Source organism: Paenarthrobacter sp. NPDC056912, assembly GCF_042786555.1.
GTDB lineage: Bacteria > Actinomycetota > Actinomycetes > Actinomycetales > Micrococcaceae > Arthrobacter.
Map to the genome: position 1 here is coordinate 1 of NZ_JBHUCD010000017.1, position 22,251 is coordinate 22,251.

The 22,251-nt window shown below is 64.2% G+C and carries 20 protein-coding genes; 13 read left to right on the top strand and 7 right to left on the bottom strand.

Annotation, left to right across the window (positions count from 1 at the left end):
• Positions 1-170 precede the first annotated feature (170 nt).
• A complete protein-coding gene (locus ACFRJ9_RS17490) occupies positions 171-722 on the top strand; it encodes a DUF4395 domain-containing protein (protein ID WP_377670481.1) in 552 nt (183 codons plus the stop codon).
• Between the two features lie 18 nt (positions 723-740).
• On the opposite strand, the gene ACFRJ9_RS17495 is transcribed toward ACFRJ9_RS17490, so the two are convergent.
• Complete coding sequence (locus ACFRJ9_RS17495) at positions 741-1,817, bottom strand: ADP-ribosylglycohydrolase family protein (protein WP_377670484.1); 1,077 nt, start codon at positions 1,815-1,817, stop codon at positions 741-743.
• A gap of 81 nt (positions 1,818-1,898) precedes the next feature.
• On the opposite strand from ACFRJ9_RS17495, the gene ACFRJ9_RS17500 reads away from it, so the two are divergent.
• From ACFRJ9_RS17500 to ACFRJ9_RS17525, 6 genes are all read left to right on the top strand, one after another.
• A complete protein-coding gene (locus tag ACFRJ9_RS17500; RefSeq protein ID WP_377670487.1) occupies positions 1,899-2,255 on the top strand; it encodes a YidH family protein in 357 nt (118 codons plus the stop codon).
• A gap of 27 nt (positions 2,256-2,282) precedes the next feature.
• Positions 2,283-2,627: a DUF202 domain-containing protein gene (locus tag ACFRJ9_RS17505; RefSeq protein ID WP_377670701.1), complete on the top strand. Its 345-nt coding sequence runs from the start codon at positions 2,283-2,285 to the stop codon at positions 2,625-2,627.
• Positions 2,628-2,829: 202 nt separating this feature from the next.
• Entirely contained in the window at positions 2,830-3,780 is a 951-nt protein-coding gene (locus ACFRJ9_RS17510) for an MIP/aquaporin family protein (RefSeq protein WP_377670489.1), read from the top strand.
• Positions 3,781-3,851: 71 nt separating this feature from the next.
• Complete coding sequence (locus ACFRJ9_RS17515) at positions 3,852-5,021, top strand: exonuclease SbcCD subunit D (RefSeq protein WP_377670492.1); 1,170 nt, start codon at positions 3,852-3,854, stop codon at positions 5,019-5,021.
• Positions 5,018-8,044, top strand: coding sequence for an AAA family ATPase (locus tag ACFRJ9_RS17520; protein ID WP_377670494.1), 3,027 nt, complete (start codon positions 5,018-5,020; stop codon positions 8,042-8,044). The genes ACFRJ9_RS17515 and ACFRJ9_RS17520 overlap by 4 nt, the downstream gene beginning before the upstream one ends.
• A gap of 86 nt (positions 8,045-8,130) precedes the next feature.
• Entirely contained in the window at positions 8,131-9,492 is a 1,362-nt protein-coding gene (locus ACFRJ9_RS17525) for an MFS transporter (RefSeq protein ID WP_377670497.1), read from the top strand.
• Between the two features lie 234 nt (positions 9,493-9,726).
• Here ACFRJ9_RS17525 and ACFRJ9_RS17530 read toward each other — a convergent pair whose 3' ends face one another.
• The gene (locus tag ACFRJ9_RS17530) at positions 9,727-10,686 is read right to left on the bottom strand and encodes a helix-turn-helix domain-containing protein (protein WP_377670500.1); all 960 of its coding nucleotides are present in this window, start codon (positions 10,684-10,686) and stop codon (positions 9,727-9,729) included.
• 236 nt (positions 10,687-10,922) lie between these two features.
• Between ACFRJ9_RS17530 and ACFRJ9_RS17535 the strand changes: the two genes are divergently transcribed.
• Positions 10,923-12,398, top strand: a complete 1,476-nt coding sequence (locus tag ACFRJ9_RS17535) for an APC family permease (protein ID WP_377670502.1) — start codon at positions 10,923-10,925, stop codon at positions 12,396-12,398.
• Between the two features lie 74 nt (positions 12,399-12,472).
• Here ACFRJ9_RS17535 and ACFRJ9_RS17540 read toward each other — a convergent pair whose 3' ends face one another.
• Together ACFRJ9_RS17540 and ACFRJ9_RS17545 are read right to left on the bottom strand one after the other, a co-directional pair.
• Complete coding sequence (locus tag ACFRJ9_RS17540; RefSeq protein ID WP_377670504.1) at positions 12,473-13,267, bottom strand: MoaF C-terminal domain-containing protein; 795 nt, start codon at positions 13,265-13,267, stop codon at positions 12,473-12,475.
• A 123-nt stretch (positions 13,268-13,390) separates the two neighbouring features.
• The gene (locus tag ACFRJ9_RS17545; RefSeq protein WP_377670704.1) at positions 13,391-14,137 is read right to left on the bottom strand and encodes an IclR family transcriptional regulator; all 747 of its coding nucleotides are present in this window, start codon (positions 14,135-14,137) and stop codon (positions 13,391-13,393) included.
• 208 nt (positions 14,138-14,345) lie between these two features.
• Between ACFRJ9_RS17545 and ACFRJ9_RS17550 the strand changes: the two genes are divergently transcribed.
• Positions 14,346-15,680, top strand: a complete 1,335-nt coding sequence (locus ACFRJ9_RS17550) for an MFS transporter (protein WP_377670507.1) — start codon at positions 14,346-14,348, stop codon at positions 15,678-15,680.
• An 84-nt stretch (positions 15,681-15,764) separates the two neighbouring features.
• Here ACFRJ9_RS17550 and ACFRJ9_RS17555 read toward each other — a convergent pair whose 3' ends face one another.
• A complete protein-coding gene (locus tag ACFRJ9_RS17555; RefSeq protein WP_377670510.1) occupies positions 15,765-16,445 on the bottom strand; it encodes a phosphoribosyltransferase in 681 nt (226 codons plus the stop codon).
• Positions 16,446-16,516: 71 nt separating this feature from the next.
• Between ACFRJ9_RS17555 and ACFRJ9_RS17560 the strand changes: the two genes are divergently transcribed.
• The gene (locus tag ACFRJ9_RS17560; protein ID WP_377670513.1) at positions 16,517-16,930 is read left to right on the top strand and encodes a MarR family transcriptional regulator; all 414 of its coding nucleotides are present in this window, start codon (positions 16,517-16,519) and stop codon (positions 16,928-16,930) included.
• A 54-nt stretch (positions 16,931-16,984) separates the two neighbouring features.
• Here the strand turns inward: ACFRJ9_RS17560 and ACFRJ9_RS17565 are convergent, their stop codons facing one another.
• Positions 16,985-17,812 carry an alpha/beta fold hydrolase gene (locus tag ACFRJ9_RS17565; RefSeq protein WP_377670516.1) on the bottom strand — a complete coding sequence of 276 codons (828 nt, stop codon included), beginning with the start codon at positions 17,810-17,812 and terminating at the stop codon, positions 16,985-16,987.
• A gap of 265 nt (positions 17,813-18,077) precedes the next feature.
• On the bottom strand, positions 18,078-19,451 hold the full coding sequence (locus ACFRJ9_RS17570) for an amino acid permease (RefSeq protein ID WP_377670518.1): 1,374 nt from the start codon (positions 19,449-19,451) through the stop codon (positions 18,078-18,080).
• A gap of 174 nt (positions 19,452-19,625) precedes the next feature.
• Here ACFRJ9_RS17570 and ACFRJ9_RS17575 point away from each other — a divergent pair, with 174 nt between their 5' ends.
• From ACFRJ9_RS17575 to nadA, 3 genes are all read left to right on the top strand, one after another.
• Entirely contained in the window at positions 19,626-20,099 is a 474-nt protein-coding gene (locus ACFRJ9_RS17575; protein WP_377670520.1) for an Lrp/AsnC family transcriptional regulator, read from the top strand.
• A 112-nt stretch (positions 20,100-20,211) separates the two neighbouring features.
• Positions 20,212-20,931, top strand: a complete 720-nt coding sequence (locus tag ACFRJ9_RS17580; protein ID WP_377670523.1) for an NUDIX domain-containing protein — start codon at positions 20,212-20,214, stop codon at positions 20,929-20,931.
• Positions 20,928-22,235 (top strand): quinolinate synthase NadA, encoded by a 1,308-nt coding sequence (nadA, locus tag ACFRJ9_RS17585; RefSeq protein ID WP_377670525.1) that lies wholly within the window; start codon positions 20,928-20,930, stop codon positions 22,233-22,235. The genes ACFRJ9_RS17580 and nadA overlap by 4 nt, the downstream gene beginning before the upstream one ends.
• Positions 22,236-22,251: the final 16 nt, after the last annotated feature.

The following is a 22,251-nucleotide window of genomic DNA, read 5'->3' on the forward strand; positions in this document are numbered from 1 at the left end:
GCCCCATGCCAGGCCGGCGCTGCGCGGCCGCCCGGCGACAATGGGCCGCACCGGACGGGCAGGGACCTAACGCCCTCACTTCATATCGTCTAGCCCCTGGCCGAACGGGTTCCGGTCATACTGCGCAACAATGCTTCCTCCCGGATGAGCCGTGCTCCTAGCCTTGGTGCATGACCAAGCCGACCCTTCCCCAAGCGCCAGTGCGCCAGCCTGCCGGGGCTTCCTTGGAGCACGGGGTTGATTGGCGGGCAGTCTTCGCTTTCCCTAATCCGGTCAACGAATATGCGGCCCGGATCACGGCAGGCCTCGTTGTGGTGGTCGCTGTGGCGACGCTGGTCAGCGGGATCGGTTGGGGGTTGGTCGTCCTGGCGATTGGCTTCTGGCTCCGTGTGCTGTTCGGCCCCCGGATCTCGCCACTCGCCCTGCTTTCAGTCAAGGTCCTGGCGCCCATGATCGGGCATGCCAAGCTCGTTGCAGGGCCTCCCAAGCGTTTCGCCCAAGGCATCGGAGCCGCCTTGACCACCGCCGCCGTCGTTCTGTTCTTCACCGGCCTTCAGCCCGCTGCATGGGCCTTGCTGGGACTTCTCATCGTCGCCGCCGCGCTGGAGTCTTTTGTTGGATTCTGCCTCGGCTGCGTGATCTTCGGCGTCTTGCAACGCCGCGGACTGATCCCCGCCGAGATCTGCGAGGCCTGCAACAACATCACGCTTCGCCGGGCATAGGACAGGCAGCTACGCTGGTCAGCCGGTGGTCACGGCGAGCAGCCTGTCCGCCATCCCGCGCACCACTGCAGCCTCAGGGGCATCCAGGGCTTCCAGCCACTCCACCGGAAGACACGCATCGCCGTAGTACGCTCCCAGGATGTTTCCTGCGATGGAGCCCGTTGAGTCACTGTCGCCGCTGTGGTTGATGGCGACCGCAATGGCGTTGCGGAAATGATCGGCCGGTTCGCTGCCGCTGGTGGCCAGGACTGCGTAAAGCCCGACGGCGAGTGCTTCCTCCGCGATCCAGCCTTCACCGAGGGCTGTGGTGAGTTCCTCAGGGCCCAGAGGGTTGGACGCCTCCGAAAGACGCAGTGCCGCCTCAAGGCGTTCCGGCAATTCAGGGGCTTTCGTGGGGACAGCGTTGACGTAGCCGAGGGCCTCGATTGCGGCGCTGCGGACGTCACTGCCACCCACGATGTTGTGGATCAGAAGTCCGAAAGCCGCGGCGCTGAGCCGGGCCGAGGGGTGCCCGTGCGTCAACGACGCAGCATCGGAGCTGAGCTTGTAGACCGCCTCGCGGGGGATATGGGGCACAAGCCCGAACGGCGCAGAACGCATCACGGTGCCGCAACCCTTGGAGTCCGGGTTTACGGGGCGTGCCACGGTGCCCATCGCCCCGCTCGCCAGGCCGCTGAGGCAGGCATTTCCGGGTGCGCGACGGTGGCGTAGAACGTCCTGGGCATCGATCCACCGCGGCTGCGGGGTAGGAGCTGCGGAGGAAACGGCAACGTCCTGCGTGGCTAGCCAGCGCAGGTACGCCAGCCAAAGGCACGCGATCTCGTCCGCCGCTACACCGTCATTCGCCCATTCGAGGGCTTCCACCAGGCCATCAACTGTGTACAACGTCATTTGCGTGTCGTCCGAAAAGTGGGGGCCGTCGTCGAGCTGTCCGAACGAGGTAAGGCCGTCGGCACCGAAGCGCGCGCGGATCGCGGCCACGGAGTCGAATTCCACGGCATAACCAAGGGAATCGCCCAAAGCTCCGCCCAAAAGGGATCCATGGACGCGGGATTCAAATGACGGCGCAGCGGGGCCCGTGGCTTCAACACTCATGCCAGTAACTTACCGTGCCTCCGCTTACCCGCTGGTATGGTGGGGAAGCTGTCCGGCATTGAGAAACTTGGAGAGAACAACGTGCGTGAACCTGCTTGGCGACGAACAGGCAAAACACCTGACTACAGGTTTTCACTGGCCAACGAACGAACTTTCCTGGCCTGGATCCGCACCTCCCTGGCATTGCTCGCCGGAGCCGTAGCGGTGGACCAGTTGGCTCCCAACATCGCACCCCAACCCGTCCGGTTGATCCTGTGCGTGCTGTTGGCCTTGGTGGGAGCGGGCCTTGCCGCCCTGTCCTACCGCCGGTGGGGGCAGATGGAAGCCGCCATGCGGAACGACCAAGCCCTGCCGTTCTCCCGCGTCATGCTGTTCATGACGATCGTGGTGGCGGTTGCGGCGTTCGCTTTCGCGGTGCTGATCCTGGTGGCACGGTGACCTCTTGAGCAGGGAAGCCTTGTGAGCATGGACGTCCGTGACCCCGGCCTGCAGCCCGAGCGAACCACCTTGGCCTGGCGACGGACACTGATTTCGCTTGTAGTGGTGGATCTGTTTATCTGGCGGAGCTGGCTGACATCCGAGCCCTCCACCGGGCACATTGTGCCCGGACTGCCTGGACTCGATTACCAAGGAATCTGTGCGCTCATGGCAGCCGCGGCCACCGTGGTCCTGGCGTCCGTGGTCTGGGTTCGCTCACGGCAGCTCCAGGCTGGCAGCAAGGCAGCTTCCGCGCGTTTGGTCCTGGTCAGCACCCTGGCCGTGGTGGGCCTCGGCGCCACGGCAATCGCGGCCATCAGCCTGGGCGGCTAAGCTCGAATCAGGAACCCAGCAACCGCCCAGATTCGGCTGGCAAGATGCTTGAGGGCAACCCGGCCCCTTGAGCCGGCTATCCCAGGCAAACCTCACCGTGCCGTGCATGAGCTGCGCCGTGCAATTGCTGCGCAGCTCAACAGCTGCGCAGCGCAACGGAGCCGGCCGCCGGACTTCAAACCAATCGTAAGGATCATTCGACATGACCCCTCCTGTACAGGCTACTTCCGACCACGAACCGGGGCTCCTTGCCCGGCTATCGGCTGAGGCCCTCGGTTCGATGTTCGTTGTGCTCGTAGCAGTGGGTGTATCGATTTTCTCGAATCCGTCGTCGGCGCCGCTGCCTGCGGCCCTGGCAACCGGCCTGACCGTGACTGTGGCCATGCTGGCCTTCGGTTACGTCTCGGGCGGCCATTTCAACCCAGTACTCACGTTGGGAAACTTCATTGCCGGACGTATTCGTGCGGTGGCAGCAGTGGCCTATATTGCCGCCCAAATCGTTGGCAGTGTTGTGGGCGCGGCACTGGTCTACTTGGTGACGCTCACTGTTCCGGTGCTGACGGATGCCCGGGCAGCCTTCGGGTCTGTGGCGCCGGGGTTCGGCGAGCATGCTGCGGCACAAACCCAGATGGCAGGGGTCCTGCTGGTTGAAGTTGTGGGCTCAGCCCTCCTGGTTGCCGTGTTCCTTGGAGTCACGGCCGGTCGCCGTGCCCTTCCGGCCGCGGCCCCCTTCGCAGTGGGCCTTGCAGTGGCTGTGTTGCTCCAGTTCGGTCAGGTCCTTGGCAACACCCCCTTCAATCCGGCCCGCGCCACTGCCCTGGCTTTCTTCAGCCCATCGTGGGCCTTGGACGGACTGTGGCTCTTCTGGGTGGCCCCCTTGATGGGTGCCGCGCTCGCCGGACTTGCCTTCAGGGGCTTCCGTGGCTTCTCCCTTGGCCATGACGCGGGGGCCGGCACCCTTGCAGGCAGCACCGATGACGGCGTCAACGATGCTTTCGACGCGGACGAGGACCTCACGGCTGACGTCCGAGGATCCGAGGACATCAAGGGCAAGGAAATTGCGGAGAAAGCTGACGACGCACCCTCGCATCCGGTTGCGTCTGCTCCCGCCAAGGATGACGCACGGGACTTCTTCGACGGAAAGAAGGGCTAGAAACCCGTCTGGGTATGCGACGGACGGCTTGTCTGCGCTTTTTTGTCGGTGCCCACGGTTAGCTTGAGAATATGCGGTTACTCCATACTTCCGATTGGCATCTTGGCCGGTCATTCCACGGCGTTGGCATGCTCCAAGCGCAGCGCAGCTTTGTGGACCAGTTGGTGTCCCTTGTGGAGGCCGAATCCGTTGACGTGGTCCTGATTGCCGGGGATGTCTATGATCGTGCGTTGCCGGGATTGGACGTCGTCAAGCTGCTGGACGACGCCTTGGTACGCATCACGCAGGCAGGTGCCGCTGTTGTCCTCACCAGTGGAAACCACGACTCCGCCATCAGGCTGGGATTTGCTTCCCGTCTGTTGGAACGCGGGGGAGTCCACCTTCGGACGCGCATCGAAGAACTGGACGTTCCGGTGGTCTTGCCAATCGACACCGAGGCAGGCGGCGAGGTCGCGGTGTACGGCATTCCCTATCTTGAACCAAGGCTCGTCGCGGACCGCCTCGGTGTGGACAACGCCAGCCACTTCGACGTTACCCAGAAAGCGGTGGAGCGGATCCGCCGCGATGTTGAACGGCGTCGTGAGTCCGGCTTGGTGTATCCGGTAGTCCTGGCGCATACCTTCGCCAGCGGAGGCATCACCTCGGAGAGCGAGCGGGACCTCAGCATCGGAGGGCTCGGTGCCGTACCGTTGGATCTTTTTGACGGTTTCGCCTACACGGCTTTGGGGCATCTCCACGGCCGGCAGGAGTTGGCCCCCAACGTCCGCTACTCGGGGTCCCCGCTGGCCTATTCGTTTTCGGAAGCGAAGCACCACAAGGGCGCGTGGTTGGTGGACCTTGACGCTGACGGCGGGATCGACGTCCGGGAAATCACCTGGGAGGCTCCTCATGTCCTCGCAGTGCTTCGTGGCACTCTGTCGGACCTTCTGGCGGCTGAGACCCATGCCTGGGCCGAATCCGCGTACTGTCAGATCACCTTGACGGACGCCCAACGCCCGGCTCAGGCCATGGAACAGCTCCGGGCACGGTTCCCGGACACCTTGGTCCTGGCGTTCGACCCCGAAGGAGCTGAGGCCAAGACCAAGTCCAGCTACAGCAGCCGCCTTGCCGGAGCTGTGGACGACCTCGACGTTTGCTGCGGCTTCCTTCAACATGTCCGGGACCGCGGAGCCGGAACCGCGGAAGAAACCGCTTTGCGGGAAGCGCTCGAAGCTGTTCGTTTGGAGGAGGCGGAACTGTGAGGATCCATCGCCTGGACATTGAAGCATTCGGCCCGTTTGCCACCGCCCAGCACATAGATTTTGACGCCTTGAGTGCACAGGGCATCTTCCTGCTCAACGGAGCCACAGGAGCCGGGAAGACCAGCATTCTGGATGCCATCTGCTTTGCCCTGTACGGCTCCGTCCCCGGGGTGCGCCAAGAAGGCAAGCGCCTGCGCAGCGATCACGCTGCCCCTGGCGCCGAGCCGCGCGTGGTCTGCGAGTTCTCAGCCCGCGGCCGGCGTTTCCAAGTGTCACGGTCGCCCGCCTGGGACCGCCCGAGCGCGCGGGGCCGCAACGGCTTCACCACGCAGCAGGCCAAGACTCTCCTGCGGGAACTGGTGGCTGGAAACTGGGAAGAAAAGTCGTCCAGAAATGACGAAGTCGGGGCTGAGCTCTCCGACGTCCTCGGAATGGACCGGGAACAGTTCACGCGGGTAGTCATGCTGCCCCAAGGCGACTTTGCGGCCTTCCTACGGTCCAAGGCCAGCGACCGCCTGGAACTCCTTCAGAAGCTTTTCGGTACCCAGCGCTTTGAAGCTGTTGAGCGTCAGCTGGCCCGCCAGGCTGCCGAAGCTGTACGAGCCGTGCAGGACAACGCCGGTGAACTCAAGGCGTTGCTGGACAGGGTTGCGGCCGAGTGCGATCAGCTGGGACTTTCCCTGCCCGCCGAAGGGCAGGCAGTTGCTGCCGCCGGTCCTTCCGCTGGCCAGGATCCCGAGGCGTGGCTTGAAGAGGCCGAGGTGGACGTGCACCACGAATGGCATCGCCGGCAAGAGCACGCTACGGCAGCAGAATCCCTGGCCGGCCGCCTCGCTGAGGAATTCCAGGATGCCCAGGACAAATCGCTGCGCCACAGCCGGCTGGGTGCGGCAATGCAGCGGCGCGTCCTCCTTGAACTGGCCGCGCCTCGGGCACTTGAAAACAAGGAAATGCTCGGCAGGCACCGCCGTGCTGCCGTCCTGAGCGGTCATCTGGAGGCGGCCGACTCGACGGCCGGGAAGTACCAGGCAGCGGTGGCTCATGTGGCGGGCATCCTGGCGCAGCTGGAAGCGGCCGGATTGGACACCGCGAACCCCGCCGAAGCCCTAGAGGTTGTGAACGCAACACGTGCAGTCCTGGAGGCACGGCTTCCTGACGAGCAGCGCATGGAACAAATCGCTGCCCGAGTGTCAGCCAAGAACCGTGAACACAGTGAACACCAGGCGTCCGCGGACGCTGCCTCGGCCAGCTTGAAGAAGCTGCGCGAAGAAGCCTCAGCCACGGAATCCGGATTCGATGCGTTGAAGCTGATTGCCGACAACGTGGCGGCCCTCGGGCGGGAAGCAGCCGATGCGGCGGAGCTCGTGGATATCGTGTCACGACACACCACTGCTTCCGCCGAGCTGGAAACCATCACCGAGGACCACCGAGCCGCCCGCACCGCAACCCAGGACCTCCGGCAGAGATGGTTGGATGTGCGCGAACTACGGCTGGCCAATGCAGCAGGAGAACTGGCCGCGGCACTGGAAACCGGCAAGCCGTGCGCCGTGTGCGGCAGCGAAGAACACCCGAACCCGGCAGCGGCTGCGCGGTCGGCACTATCCATTGCCCACGAGGAAGAAGAAGCCAGGCAACTCTTCGAAGGCAGCGAAAAAGCACTCGGGCTCCTCGCCGGCAAACTTTCCCAGGCAGCCCAAGTCGTTGCAGGGCTGGAGGCGCGGGGCGGTTCCGCTGATGCGGTTGAGGCTGCCTCCCGCCTGGTGTCTGCCCAGGAGGCGGTCTCGGAGGCTCGAAAGGCAGCAGCGGCCCTGGACCAGCTCCGCAATACACACGAGGCCCTGACCAAGCGCATCGACCACCTGCAGGCCGAAAACGCAGACTATGCGGCGGCATCAGTTCAGGCGGCCTCAGCTGCGGTGCTGCTTCAGGAGCAGCGCGTTGCCTTGGAAACCGATCTCACTGGCCTTAGGGGCGACTTCCCCAGCCTGCGTCAACGCTTGGAAGCCCTGGACACCGAGCGTGCACTCTTTGAGGCGGCGGCAGCTGCGGATCGTGAAGTCGGACGTGCACGGCAGGCCAAGGAAGGCGCCATGAGCTCCCTCGAAAAGGCATTGCCGGCCGCCGGGTTCGGCGCCGCGGATGAAGCCCGCCGAGAGCTTCTGTCACCAGCCGATGTGGTGGGACTGGAGCAGGATCTGGCCGACTTTGACGCCGAAACTGCCCGTCTGGATGAGCTGTTCGCCGGCGAGGACCTCGTCCTGGCCGCCAAGGAAGCCAGCATTGGTGAGCTTCCCTTGGACGAAGCCGATTTGGCGGGCGCGAAGCAACGGGCGTTCACTGCTGCGGACCAGGCCAAGGCTGCGGCCCTTGAGGCCGGGCTTGCGGGAAAGTCCGCCGAGGCGGTGCTCCGCATCCGTGTTGCCTACGGGAAACTGGCCCAGGCCGGACGCGAACCTCGTGAGCGGGCCCGCCTGCTGGCCGAATTGGCTGACACTGTCCGGGGTGCTGGAGACAACAACTACCGAATGAGCCTGAACAGCTATGTCCTTGCGGCGCGGCTGGAACAGGTTGCCATCGCGGCCTCCGAAAGGCTTGTAGCCATGAGCGATGGCCGCTACACGCTGCAGCACACCGATGCCAGGGCTGCCCGCAACCAGAAATCCGGCCTCGGGCTGGAGGTCGTGGACGAGTGGACGGGACAGCGGCGCGATACCTCCACCCTCTCCGGCGGCGAGTCCTTCATGGCGTCCCTGGCCCTGGCCTTGGGCCTGGCGGACGTCGTGCAGCAGGAAGCCGGCGGGGTGGACATTGAAACATTGTTCGTGGACGAAGGCTTCGGCAGCTTGGACGAGCAAGCACTTGAGCAAGTGATGGACGCCTTGGAGGGACTGCGCGACGGCGGCAGGGTGGTGGGGCTGGTGAGCCACGTTGCCGAAATGAAGCAACGGATCAGCAATCAGCTTCAAGTGGTCAAGGGTCGGAACGGTTCGAGTATCCGGATTGCAGAAACGGTTTCCCCCTGAGCAGGATCCGATAGACTTAATCCGTTACACCGGGTCGCGCGCATCGGGAGGAGGGACGATGCGCAAACTTTAGCGAACCCGGATTAATGGAAAAATCTATTTTGGCCTCCCAACCCTTGTCGTCGGCACCTGCCCGCAAGTCGCGCCTGCCAGGCCGCTTTGGGCGTCTTCCTGAACTTGCCGGCCCAGGTTTCCTGCCCTTGGGCCTCTTCGCCCGGCTTCCCCTCGCCATGCTGACAGTTGGCACGCTGACGCTGGTGACCGCAGTCAGCCATTCCTATGCAATCGGCGGTATGGCTGCCGGCGCCGTAGGTATCGGTTCGGCCTTGGGCGCGCCGATCCTGGGCTCCTTGGCTGACCGTGCGGGCCAACGCAGAGTGCTGCTCGTGGCGGCCGTCGTCAACACCCTGGCCGTACTGGGACTCCTGGCAGCGGCCTACATGACGCCCGGATATGGCTCGGTGGGCGACGCCGTGGGCGTCCTTATCGCAGCCTTCCTTGCTGGTGCAAGCTGCCCGCAGGTAGGGCCGATGGCCCGGGTGCGCTGGATGGCGCTGACAACGCGCAATCTTTCGCCCACAGCTGCCAGCGGCAGCAGGAGTGTCGCTTCCAACCGCGCCGATTTGGACACCGCGTTGTCCTACGAAGGCACAGCGGATGAGGTGACATTTGTCCTGGGGCCGGCCCTGGTCGGGGTTCTGGCAAGCCTCGTTGCGCCATGGTTGCCGCTCGCTCTGGCCGCTGCCATGACCATCACCCTCGTTCCGGCCTTCGCCGTGCACCCCAGCCAGGATGCCGTGGTGCCCGCGCCGCGGAAGCCAGCCGCCGGCGTCGTGGTTTCGGGGGAGCAAGCCACGCAGGCAGCTCCGTCGCGCCGCAGCCGGTGGGCCGGTGCAGTGGTGGCAGTACCGGTTGTCGCGATGGTGTGCATGGGTACTTTCTTTGGTGCAACGCAGAACGCGCTCAGTGCTTTCTCGGCGCAGTTTGCCACGGCCGAGATCGCCGGACTCATGTACGCGGTGATGGGCTTGAGCTCAGCCGTTGCGGCGCTGTCCGTGGCGTTCTGGCCCCAACGCTTCAGCCTGGCTTCACGCTGGGTGGTGGCGGCCTTCGCCATGGCTGTGTTGTCTTTGCTGTTGCTGTTGCCCACCGGAATCTGGCCCATGGTCTTCGTGCTGCTCATTCTCGGCATCCCGGTGGGACCAGTGATGGTAACTGTGTTCAGCATCGGCGGCGTAGTTGCGCCGGCGGGTCGAATGGCGACGGTCATGACGGCCCTCGCGAGCGGGATCGTGGCCGGAACGGCGCTGGGCTCCTACCTGGCCGGACAGTTGGCCGAAACGCAGGGTCCCGGTGCGGCGTTCGTGGTTTCCATGGCGGCCGCGGCCGGTCTGTTGCTCCTGGGAGTTCTCACGTCCCTGGTGATGAGGCGCAGGTCTCAGGCGTAGTCGAGCGCTCCGGCGAGGGACAGCGCCATAAGTTCCACCAATCGCATGGACCGTTCTTCGCCGGGGTCGGTCAAGTGCTGCATGCTGATGCCGTCGATCCCGGAGCTGAACAAGCGGGTGCTGGAGGAGATGGCCGCCCTGACGGACCAAGGGACGGCTCCGACGGCGGCCGCGTAGCAACTGCCGCATATCGACTACCCGACTGCGGCTGCCGGGCTTTCGGTTCAGGAGCCGTCAATCGCCGTTGCGGTAGCCGGTGGGGGAGTTCCCGAAGGCGGCCCTGAAGATCCGGCTGAAGTGGGCGGCGTCGGTGAATCCCCAGCGCGCGGCGATGGCGGTGACGGGGCGATCGGCCAGCACGGGATCCCTGAGGTCCCGCCGGCACCGTTCAAGCCGGCGCTGCCGGATGGAGGAGGCCACCGTGGTGCCAATTTCCTGGAAGAGATCGTGCAGGTGCCGGGTGGAGATGTAGTGCGCAGCGGCTATGGTTCCGGGGGAGAGCTCGGGATCGCCGAGGTTGGCTTCGATGTAGTCGTGGATCCGGCCCAGAAGCAGGAGGTGCGGGTCCCGGCCGGTCTCGATCAGTTGGTCGAGTTCACCATTGAACAGCGTAGTCACCAGGTCCAGGGCATTGTGGACCAAACGCAGGCCGTTGGTCCCCGACAGGGCCTCAAGGTTGTCGGCCAGTTTCACCAGGAACGGGCTGATGAGTTCGCCCAGGCCTTCGTCTCCCGGGATGCGCAGGGCAGTCACATGCCCCATGGCCTCGGCGGGCAAGTCGAGCAAAACGTGCGGGAACATGAGCACCAAAGTGCGGAAGTCGTCGTCGAACGTTAGCTGGTACGGGCGGGAGGTGTCGTAGATGGAGAGGTCGCCGGGGCGCAGCACAGCTTCCCGCTCGTCCTGAACCAAGCGCCCGGAGCCCGCCAATTGGATGCTGAGTTTGAAGAAGCGACCCGTGGATTTGGCGATCAGCTCCGGGGTGCGCAGGACGGTGTGGGGTCCGGCGGTGATTTCCACGACGGAGATCTGGCCCAGGACCCTGGCCCGCATGGTTCCGTGAAATGCCGCTTGGCCTGGGCCTTTGGCCAGCAACGGTACGAAGGAGGCAGAGATTGCCCTGCTCCACTCCTGGAACGACTCCGCCACGATGGTTTCCACGGTTGCGGGGCCCGTATCAGCCGCGACGGTCATCCAACTCCCTTTCACAGCCCGTGCTCCCGCATGCCACTGCCACCGGAGGGCAGTTGGAGCGGACGTGAGCTTGCCCACGATTCTACACTGCGGCTGTTGTGCCGAAGGTGCGTGCGTGCACCGACAAACACCCTGCTTTGTGAGACAAGTCACTAGGCCCTCGCGCGGTGGAAGATTGCGGAATGACCGACACCGTGCCGCGCACATCTCCCGTGGCACCGAGGCAGGAGCAGACTATGAGCGTGGACAACCCAGTCAAGGGCAGGACCGCCGGACCCGCAATATCCAAGAGACGCCTTGGCGTGCCAGCTGTGACTTTCATGATCATCGCGGCCTCGGCGCCGCTCACCGTACTGGCCGGCGGCGTGACCACCACGTTCGCGGTCACCGGAGTGTTGGGCGTGCCCCTGTCCTTCCTGGTCCTCGGCGGCATCCTTGCCCTGTTCGCAGTGGGCTATGCCGCCATGAGCCGCTACGTCACCAATGCCGGGGCGTTCTACGCCTACATCGCCCAAGGCATTTCCAGGCCGGCCGGCGTCGGCGCATCGCTGGTGGCTTTGATGGCGTACAACCTGATGCAGGTTGGCATTTACGGCCTGTTCGGCTTCACTGTTTCATCGCTGCTCTCAGCACGGCTGGGAATCAGTGTTCCCTGGTGGATTCCGGTTCTGGTGTGCATCGCCATTGTGGGCTGGCTGGGAGTCAACAGGGTTGACCTATCCGCCAAAGTGTTGGGCGTCCTGGTTGCCCTCGAGTTCCTGGTGGTCATCGTCTACGACGTCATCAGCCTGGCCGTGGCTCCGGAAGGAGTCAGTGCGGTGGCTTTCAGTCCCGCCAGCTTGTTCGTTCCCGGCATCGGGGCGGTCCTGTCCTTCGGTATCGCCGCCTTCATGGGTTTCGAGTCTGCCGCTATCTACGGCGAGGAATCCAAGGACCCCCAGCGCACGGTGGCACGAGCCACGTTCGCGGCCGTGGGAATCATCGCAGTGTTCTACGCCATCTCAGCCTGGGCCATGACCGTGGGTGCCGGCCCCTCCGCTGTCATCGAAACGGCCACCAACAACGGTCCGGACATGATTTTCGCCTTCCTCGGGGCCAACGGGGGAGTGCTGCTCAGCGACATTGCTCAACTTCTGTTCGTCACCAGCCTCTTTGCCGCCTTGGTCAGCTTCCACAACGCCGTGGCGCGGTACTTCTTCTCACTCGGCCGTGAGCGCGTCCTGCCGTCTTCCCTCGCCAAGGTCCGCACTAACAGCGGGGCGCCCTTCGCGGGTTCGTTGGCCCAGACGGTGATCGCCGTCGTCGTAACTGTCGCTTTTGCCATCGCTGGATCCGGTTCCGAGCTTGGCGACCTTTACCCGGTGCTGACCATGTTCACGTGGCTGACCAACAGCGGTGCCATGGGCCTGGTGCTGTTGATGACTGTGGTGTCTGTGGCGGTCATCGGCTTCTTCCGCAGGCAGCAGCACGGAGCAAGCCTGTGGGTCCGCGTGATCGCCCCCGCCCTGGGTTTTGTGCTGCTCGCAGTTGTCTTTGTACTCATCATCGCCAACTTCAACGTTCTTCTGGGGCAAACCGAGTCAACGGCGGCATCGTTCGTCCTGCCTGCGCTGGTGCTGCTTCCCGGCGTGGTGGGAATTGTGTGGGGCTTGCGCCTTCGCCGTTCGCATCCAGCCGTGTATGCGCGGATCGGCCACGGTTCCGAGGACTAACGCACCAGACCAAAGAGGAGGCCCCGGCATGCCGGGGCCTCCTTGTTTGCACTGCTGGTTGGCCTTTGGCACTGCTACTTTGAAGGGTCCAGATCCGGGCTGTGCCGGGTGACGCTGATCAGGCGGCCATGAGCACCGAAAGTGAAGTGCACGGGCTCTGTGCCTGCCTCGTTCCAGCCGAAGAGGCTGCCGTGGGACCGGATGGCGCGGACATCGCGGTGGTCGGCAACAGTGACGGAGCCGCAGGGGATGACCTTCTCCCGCCAGGTGAAGACGAAGATTCCGGGGCGGACTTGGTACACGGTGTTGGAATCGGTGTCTGCCAGCCCCCGCTCCGGGCCCGCCAGGCATTGCCAGGTGTACCAAGTGGGGCTGAGGTAGATGTGCTCGTAGGCGTGGGAGTCGCTGTACACCCATTCAACCCGGCGCCCGATGAGGGCGGTGCTCTCGGTGATGGCTTGGCCCCGGACGGTGAAACCCTCCAGCGTCCCGGGGCGGAATTCGTGCCGGACGGCCAGGCTGGAGCGGCTTGCTGCGCCGAGGGAGGCGCCAATGTACAGCGCTCGTCCGTTGCTGAGGTCCACCACCAATGAAATGGCGAGGTCCGGCTCCAGCGGACACTGCCATTGGGCGTAGTACAGTTCGTCGGCTACGGCAAAGGCTTCGTAAGCGGACGTCCCGGCGTGCCCGGCCGCGGCCCAGTGGACTTCTTCGTCGTCGAAGTTGAACGTCATGGGTCCGCCATCACTGCGTACGGAAAACTGGTGTCCAGCCAGGTCATGGACGGTGGCGGCCTTGTTGGCGTCGAAGCCGGGGGCCAAGCCGTCCAGCGGCAGCCAGTTGGAAGTGTCAAGAAGATTCAGGCTCATGGATTCCTTCTCGTGCTCGAAAGAAGGACCGGACGGTGTGTCCGGTCCTTCTTCGAGTATTCGGTGCATCGCGGCTGACGGTCTTGTGCCGTGGGGCACATCGCTTGACCTGGAAGGAAAGGTTCAGGCCATCTGGCTTTCGATCCGCGCGGCGCTGGCGGCCAGTGCCTTGCCTACGGCGTCAGCATCTTGGTCGAGGCGGATATAGACGACGGCGATCGCGGCCGGCCGTCCGCCAGGTACCCGGATGGGGGCGGCGATGGAGGACAGTCCTGCGATGACTTCGTCGTGGCTGGTGGCGTAGCCGACGCGTCGTGCCTCGTGTGCTTCGGGGCGGTAGGGAATCCCGGCGCCGACCTGGTGCCAGCGCTCCTCGGTCATGGTGGATTGGATGGCGATACCGGGCGCGCCCGTGCCAACCGGGTGGCGGTTTCCCGGATGCTGTGCCAAGGCGGCGCCGGAGTGCCGCGGCTCGACGGTGACCAGGTTGACGCACTCCTGATGGTCCCAGACCACAACGAAGGCAGTCATGTGCAGGGTGTTCGCCAGTTGCGTGATTTCGGGCAAGGCGGCGGTCTGGAGGTTTCGTGAAACGCCCCTGGCCAGGACTGCCAGTCCAGGGCCTGGTTGTACGCGCCCGGAGTCGTCCCGGAGGAGGAGCGAGTGGTCTTCCAACGTCCGGAGGATCCGATATGCAACCGAGCGGTGCACGCCCAGGGCCTCGGTGAGTTCGGCGATGCTGAGGGGGCGTTCGGCCGCAGCGAGGATCTCCAAGGCACGGATTCCCCGCGAGAGGGTTTGCGACGGCGGTGCTTGCGTCGCTGCTTCCTGGTGGCCCGTGACGTCGGTGCGGGGATTCATGCGAACCATCCTATGGTGCGGTGAGGTTTCCACGGCGCTGAGGTGCTGCGAGGCGACGTGAGGCGGTTCCATAGTGGAATCACCTATTCGATTATAGAACTCGCCCCCAGAGGCCTGTGCGTTGGGTCACAGACTGTAGTATTCTTTCCTAACTGACCGTTCTGTCGGTTAATGCACGTCACGCGCCGACCAGTCACTCTCACCCCATGGAGTTCCAATGACCGCAACTTCCACTGTCGATTCTCCGTCAGGACCCAGCAGTAAGCGCGAGGAGCGCCGGGTCCTTGCCGGGACACTGGTGGGCACCACCATCGAGTGGTACGACTTCTTCATCTTCGCCCAGCTCACCGCAACGCTGCTGGCGCCACTGTTCCTCTCTCCGCTGGAGAAGTCCAACCCGGGGGTTGCGCAGCTCCTGTCGTTCGCCACGATCGGCATCAGCTTCCTGTTCCGACCACTCGGGGCAACCATCGCCGGTCACCTCGGCGACCGCCTGGGCCGTAAGGCGGTCCTGGTCATGACCCTGGTCATGATGGGTGCGGCCACGGCACTGATCGGCGTCCTCCCGACCTACGACACCATTGGCGTCTGGGCCCCCGTACTGCTGATTACCCTTCGGGTTGTCCAAGGCTTCTCCGCTGGCGGCGAATGGGGCGGTGCCGCACTGATGGCGGTAGAACACGCCCCCATCCAGAAGCGTGGGCTCTTCGGCGCCTACCCGCAGATCGGTGTTCCGATCGGCATGATCCTTGCAACCGGCCTCCTGTTCTTCCTGCAGTCCGGCATGTCGAAGGAAGACTTCGCGGCCTGGGGTTGGCGCGTCCCGTTCCTGCTCTCGGTGGTCCTGATTGTGGTGGGCTACCTGATCCGGCGTGCTGTTGGCGAAAGCCCTGTGTTCAAGGAGATCGCGCAGCGCAAGGCGGAAAGCAAGGCGCCGCTGGGCGAGCTCTTCCGCAAGAACAAGAAGGAAGTCATCCTTGCGGCCATGATCTTCATCGCCAATAATGCCGCCGGGTACCTCCTGATCGCCTTCTTCATCTCCTACGCCACCAAGGCGCTGAAGATGCCGCTGCCGCAGGTGTTGCTGGCCACCACCGTCGCGTCGTTCGGCTGGCTCATCTTCACCATGGTCGGCGGTTGGTTGTCGGACAAGATCGGCCGCGTGAAGACGTTCCTGATCGGCTATGGGCTGGTTTTTGCCTGGATGATTCCCATGTTCGTGCTGATCGATTCCAAGGACATAGTGCTTTACGGAACTGCATTGTTCGTCCTGACCATCGGCCTGGGTCTGTCCTATGGCCCGATGTCCGCCATGTATGCCGAGATGTTCCCGGCTCAGGTTCGCTACTCCGGAATTTCCATCGGCTACGCCTTGGGTGCGATCCTGGGCGGCGCCTTTGCTCCGTTGATCGCGCAGGCGCTCCTGGATTCCACCAAGTGGTCCGGCTCGGTGGGCCTCTACATCATGGGCCTCTGCATCATCTCCGCAGTAGGCGTGATCCTTGCAAAGGAAACCAAGGGGCGGCCGCTGGGTTTCAGCGCTCACCACTAGTGCTCCACGGGGAGTAGAACACGAAAGACGGGTGCGGTCCCCAGGGGCCGCGCCCGTCTTTCCTGCGTCCAAACAACGCCCTGGTCACCTGCCGCGGGCGCCGGTTCCTTCGAGCTGATTCACGACGTCGTCGTCGGACAACTGCTCGAACCGCTCATAGAAAGCCCCCACGGCATGGAACTTTCCGGGCGTATGGAGGGCGAACACGTGGTCGCACACCCGTGCCAGCGACGTCGATGCCTCCAGGGACGCCACAGGAACAGCGGCCACCACGGTCCGAGCGCCGGAAGCCCGGACGGCCTCCACTGCGGCGCGCATGGTGGCTCCAGTGGCCAGTCCGTCATCGGCCAGCACTACCGTCTTGCCACGCAGGTCATGGTCGATGCCAGGGTACTGCCGGGCCCGGCGCAGGAGCTCAGAGCGTTCGTGGGCTTCCACGGTGTCCAGGGCGGATTGTGAGATGCCGTGGGCGAGGATGAGCGCCTTCAACGGTTTATTGACGATCCGGAGGATGTCGCCCTGCGCCCACGCCAGCGCGCCGAAGGCGGTCTCGTCCCGGCCGGGAATGCCCAGTTTGCGGACCAGGACAGCGCCGAACGGCAGGTACAGCTCTGCCGCTGCCGCGGCTGCTACCGGAACCCCGCCGCGGGCCAGGCCCAAGATGATGGTGTCCGGCCGTTCCCTGAGCTGGGGGAGTCCTTCAGCCAGGCGTTTGCCGGCCTCCGACCGGTCGCTGAAACGCATGCCCATCTGCTCCACTTCCACGTCAACAGTTACCGTTCCAAGCCTACCGTCCGCTCCTTGCCCGGTGAGGTGCCCACTGGAAGCATGGCCTTGTGAACAAGCCCATCGGATATTGGATCAAGAGGCTCGACGCCGCGCTGGAAGTCCAGCTGGACAGCACCTTGGCCCGGATCAAACTCAGCCGGCGTCAGTGGCAGACCCTCAACACCCTCGCTGAAGGCGCCTTGCATCCCGACCAACTCGAAGAGATCCTCCAGCCCTTCTGGGGCGGCGACGTCCGGTTGCGCGAGCGGGAGCTCGCAGCATTGGTTGGGCGGGGCATGATCACCATGGTCGATGACCGGCTGACCTTGAGCGAACGCGGCCGTGAGAAGCACCACGAGGCCCAACGGCTGGTGGAAGCTGCCCGCCAGGATCTGTCCATCGGCATCGGCATCGACGAGTACGCCATGGCACTGAGCGTCCTGGAGCGCATGAGCCTTAATGCGGAGCGGCTGGCCCGCTAGCTGCCTTCGGCCGGACCCGGTGATATTCCTGGAACCGGCAGACGTCGCCTGGCCTTAGACCCCGAAGAACTCGATCGCGGCTTCCTTGAAGGCCCGGCTGGTGATGACATTGGTGTGCGTGCGCCCCGGGATGATCAGGGTTTCCACCAGGCCTCCTCGCCGGGCGGCGATGGACGCCAACTCCGGCATGGTGGCTGCCCGTTCGTCCTTCTCACCGGCAACCAGCAGCAGCGGCATGTGGGGTGCTGCCTCGGCGGGGTCGAATGGTTCCCCCTTGATGGCCTCGATCAACGACAACATGGCGAACAAATTGTTGCTCGGCAGCAGTTGCGCCATCTTCAGCAGTCCGGCAGTGGACGGGTCCTCAATGGGCGTGCCGTCTGCCAGGTGCCGCTGGGCTGCCGTCAGGTCGAAGGCGGCCAGCGGATCTGCTGAACTCGGTCCGCCCAGGACTACGCGATGGACCAGATCCGGCTGGGTAGCGCCGAATTCCCACGCCAGCCGTGAACCCAGGGAGTAACCGACCACGTCCAGTCCCGTGGATGAGTCACCGTTCCGCAGGGGCCGGGCCCCGGCGTCGGTGACAATTTGCAGGAGGTCCGCGCGGATACGGCTTGGCGTGTAGGAATCCAGGTCTTCGGGGGAGTGGCTCCGCCCGTGGCCTGGCAGGTCCACCGTGATGACCCTCCGGCCGGCTTCCTGCAAGGTGGTGATCCAGCCGCTGTCTGCCCAGTTCAACTTGCTGGAGGAGGAAAATCCGTGGATGAGGAGAACGGGGCGCAGTCCGGAGTCGGTTGCGGGCTCATGCACTTCCACGAACAGCCCCGGGTCCGTGCCCTCAACTGTGTGCCTGTGCTGTTCCACGGTGTGCCTGCCGGTCATGGTGTCAGTCCTCATCGGGTAGGCGCTCGGGCGGACCCGGCGCTTGGGTGCTTCGTCCTTGGAACAGTGCCCACGATGCCGGAGGTGTCATCCGGTACCTCGAACACCATCAGCGGTTCGCCGACCGTGCTGGTGTTGCCCGGCGCCCCGTGAATACGCACCACTTTACCCGCCAGTGGGCTACGCAATTCCAGCATTGTTTCTTCGGAGAAAGCCCTGCACGGCAAGAACCGTGCAGGGCCTTTCCGGTGTTGCCGGCAAGTGGCTATTTGACCTGCTGGGCCTTGGCCCTGGCATTGATGAAGCAACCCACTGCGATAGCGAGGATCAGGGCGAACGTGCCGATCAGCTGGCCTGCGCTCTCCGGATTGGCGAAGCCCACCGCGAGGATGATGCCCAGCAGGACCAGGCCGAAGATGGTCAGGACCGGGAATCCCTTCATGCGCAATGGCAGCTCAGTGCCTTCGCGGTCGGCCCTGCGGCGCAGGATCAGCTGCGACACCAAGGCGGTTCCCCAGACCACCAGGCAGGTTGACCCCACAAGGTTCAGCAGGGCGGGCAGTACGTGTTCGGGGAACAGCAGTTCGAGGACAGTGGCGATGAAGCCAAACGCGACGGATATGACGACGGCGGCCACCGGAACCTTGGCGCTGTTCAGCCTGGAGAGGATGCGGGGAGCTTCCCCGCGCTCGGACAGGGAGAAGATCATCCGCGACGCGCCGTACAAGTTGGCGTTCAGTGCAGAGAGCAGGGCGACAACTGCTACCAGGGTGATTGCGGTTCCGGCGCCGGGAATGCCCGCAACGTCCAGTACGCCGGCGAACGGCGACTTCAGGCCCTCCGAGCCGACGGGAAGGACTGCGGCGATGACGAAGACGGAGCCGATGTAGAAAACCAGGATCCGCCACACCACGGTGCGTACGGCCTTGCCCACGCTGCGGGCCGGGTTTTCCGTCTCGGCCGCGGCAACACTGACGATTTCTGTTCCGCCGAACGCGAAGATCACTACGAAGAGCGCGGAGGCGATGCCGGCGATGCCGTTCGGTGCGAAGTCTGCAAACGCCGACAATCCGGGTGATTGGACGTTCGGAAGCCAGCCAAACAGCAGGGCTGCGCCAATAAGCAGGAAGATGACAATTGCCGCCACTTTCAAGATGGCGAACCAGAACTCGAACTCGCCGAAGTTGCGCACCCCTACGAGGTTGATGCCGGTGAAGACCACCATGAAGACCAGGGCAAGCACCCAGACCGGGATGACCGGCCAGATGGAGAACAGCAGCCCCGCGGCCCCTAGTGCCTCGGCGGCGATGACTACAACCAGTTGGAGCCACCAGAGCCAGCCGATGGTTCCGCCGGCGGTCTTGCCCATGGCCTTCTCGGCGTAGACGGAGAACGCTCCGCTGTTGGGGTTGGCGGCGGCCATTTCTCCCAGGGCCCACATGACCACGATGATCAGCGTTCCGGCCACGAGGTAGGAAATCAGGACGGCCGGACCAGCGGCTTGCACGCCTGCGCCCGAGCCCAGGAAGAGCCCGGCGCCGATAGCGCTGCCGAGCCCCATCATGGTCAATTGGCGCGGTTTGAGTGAATGGCCGAGGCCGGATGTTGGCGCAGGAGCCGCGACGGACTTCGTTGTCATGCGTGTCTACCTTCTATGGATTACATGCGGGTTTGGCGTGCCGGCCTCGTGGGCTGGGCAAGCGGGCGTCGACGACTCAGCAGGAGCCGTGGAATAATTCTCGCAGTTTGTAAGATACATCACTTTTTGCTGTGGCGATGTGATGGGTATGGATCCCCGGGGACAGGAACTTTGATGCTGGTCGATGCGCTTGATGCAAAAATTGTACGTTTCTTCACGGATTCGCCGCGATCCTCAGTGCTTGAGGCTTCCCGTGTGCTGAGGGTTGCGCGGGCCACCGTGCAGTCCCGGATTGACCGGATGATTGAAAACGGGGTCATAGGGTCGTGGGTCCCGCAGCCGGACCCCGCGAACTTCGGTTTCCCCGTGGTGGCCTTCTGTTCGGTCACTATCACCCAGGAGATCGGCCACGATGCCATCATCGAAAGCCTCGGTGCCATACCGGAGATCATCGAGGTGCATACGGTGACGGGAAACTCTGACCTGATGGTCCGGATTGCTGCGCGCTCCAATCCGGACATGCAGCGGGTCCTGGACGCGATGATCGCCACCAAGTCGGTGGTCCGCTGTTCCTCGGTGATCGTCCTGAACAGCCACATTCAAGGCCGCACGCTTCCCCTCATGGAAGCCGCCGCCAAGACAGTGTGACGTAAGACATTTTGCCAAGTGCCGCATGAGTCGTACCATTAGTTCTAGTCAATGTGACTTTAACTAAGGATCAGGATCCCCAAAGCAGTGGTCCGTGCGGCGAAGAAGCGAGGTGAACGCCGTGAACACCAACTCAGCAAACGTCGCCGAGCGGCGGCTCGCACCGCCGTCGTTGGCTATTTCCACGGTGATATTCGCCCTGCGGCCCAGCGAGAAATCCGGCCGTCCCACGCTGTGGTTGCCCTTGGTGCGCAGGATCCGCGAGCCCTACCGTGACATGTGGGCCTTGCCAGGCGGCCCGCTGGCCCATGACGAGTCATTGCAGGACGCCGCCTCCCGGAACCTCCGCGAGACCACCGGGCTCACGCCGCACTACCTCGAACAGCTCTACGCCTTCGGGGGACTCCACAGGTCACCCACCCAGCGTGTTGTGTCCATCGTCTACTGGGCACTGGTCCAACCCACCGAGGCTGCCTTGGCGGACGAGTCCGAGAATGTGCGGTGGTTCCGGGCCGACCGGCTCGGCGAGCTCGCCTTCGACCACAACGCGATCGTGGACTATGCGCTGTGGCGGCTGCGCAACAAGATGGCCTACGGTTCCATCGCCTACCACCTGCTGGGGGAGTTCTTTACGCTCGCACAGGTCCGTGAAGTCTATGAAGCCGTGCTGGATCGCCAGCTCGATCCCGCCAACTTCCGCAGACACGTCAAGGCCACACCGGAAATTGAAGAAACCGGTGAATACCTCCAAGGCGGAAAACACCGCCCCCCACGCCTCTACCGCTTCACCGGCACGCCCGGCCTCGGGCCAGACATCAGGAGTACACCATGAGCAGCGTCAACACTGCCGTCCAGTTGATCACGCGCGAGGAAGCCGAGCAGGGCCTCTCACGAGCAGGCGCCACCTGCAGCCCGGCACTGGCCAAAGGCCCCTGGGAATATGACTTGGCCGAGGCCGCTGCCGGGGCACCTGCCTACGGCCCGGGGGCCTCCAGCAGCGATGTCGCGCCTGTCGCCACGCCGCGCCAAGGCCAGCTGCCGGAAGAATACAAAAAAGCCAGCGACGCCGAACTGGATACACGCATCCGCGCAGCCAAGGCGATCCTCGGAGACCGCGCCGTCATTCTGGGGCACTTCTACCAGCGCGACGAAGTCATCCAGTACGCGGACTTTGTGGGCGACTCCTTCCAGTTGGCCAACGCGGCCCTCACCAAGCCCGACGCCGAAGCGATCATCTTCTGCGGGGTGCACTTCATGGCCGAAACCGCGGACATCCTCTCCACCCCCGAGCAAGCTGTCATCCTGCCCAACCTCGCTGCCGGCTGCTCCATGGCCGACATGGCTGACGAGGACTCCGTGGAGGAATGCTGGGAGCAGCTCGAGGAAATCTTCGGCACGGAAACGGACGCCCAAGGCCGCGTTCCTGTCATCCCCGTCACGTACATGAACTCCTCCGCCGCGCTCAAAGCGTTCTGCGGCCGCAACGGCGGCATCGTGTGCACCTCCTCCAACGCCAAGGTGGTCCTGGAGTGGGCCTTCGAGCGCGGCCAGCGGGTGCTGTTCTTCCCGGACCAGCATTTGGGCCGCAACACGGCCAAGGCATTGGGTGTCCCCTTGGAGCAGATGCCCATGTGGAACCCGCGCAAGGAGCTGGGCGGCAACGACGAGCAAACACTGCTCGACTCCCGGGTCATTCTGTGGCACGGCTTCTGCTCGGTGCACAAGCGGTTCAACGTCGGGCAGATCGAAAAGGCGCGCCAGGACTTCCCCGGCGTCAACGTGATCGTGCACCCCGAGTGCCCCATGGAAGTTGTGGACGCGGCCGACTCTGCCGGTTCCACCGACTTCATCAAGAAGGCCATCGCCGCCGCCACCGAACCCACCACGTTCGCCATCGGCACCGAGATCAACATGGTGAACCGCCTCGCCGCGGAAAACCCGCAACACACCATCTTCTGCCTCGATCCCGTCATCTGCCCGTGCTCCACCATGTACCGCATCCACCCCGGGTATCTCGCCTGGGTGCTTGAGGAACTTGTGGAAGGACGCATCGTCAACCGCATCACCGTGGACGACGCCGTACAGGACAACGCCAAGATTGCGCTGGAGCGCATGCTGGCCGCCAAGCCCGCCTGATCATCAGGCACCCCTG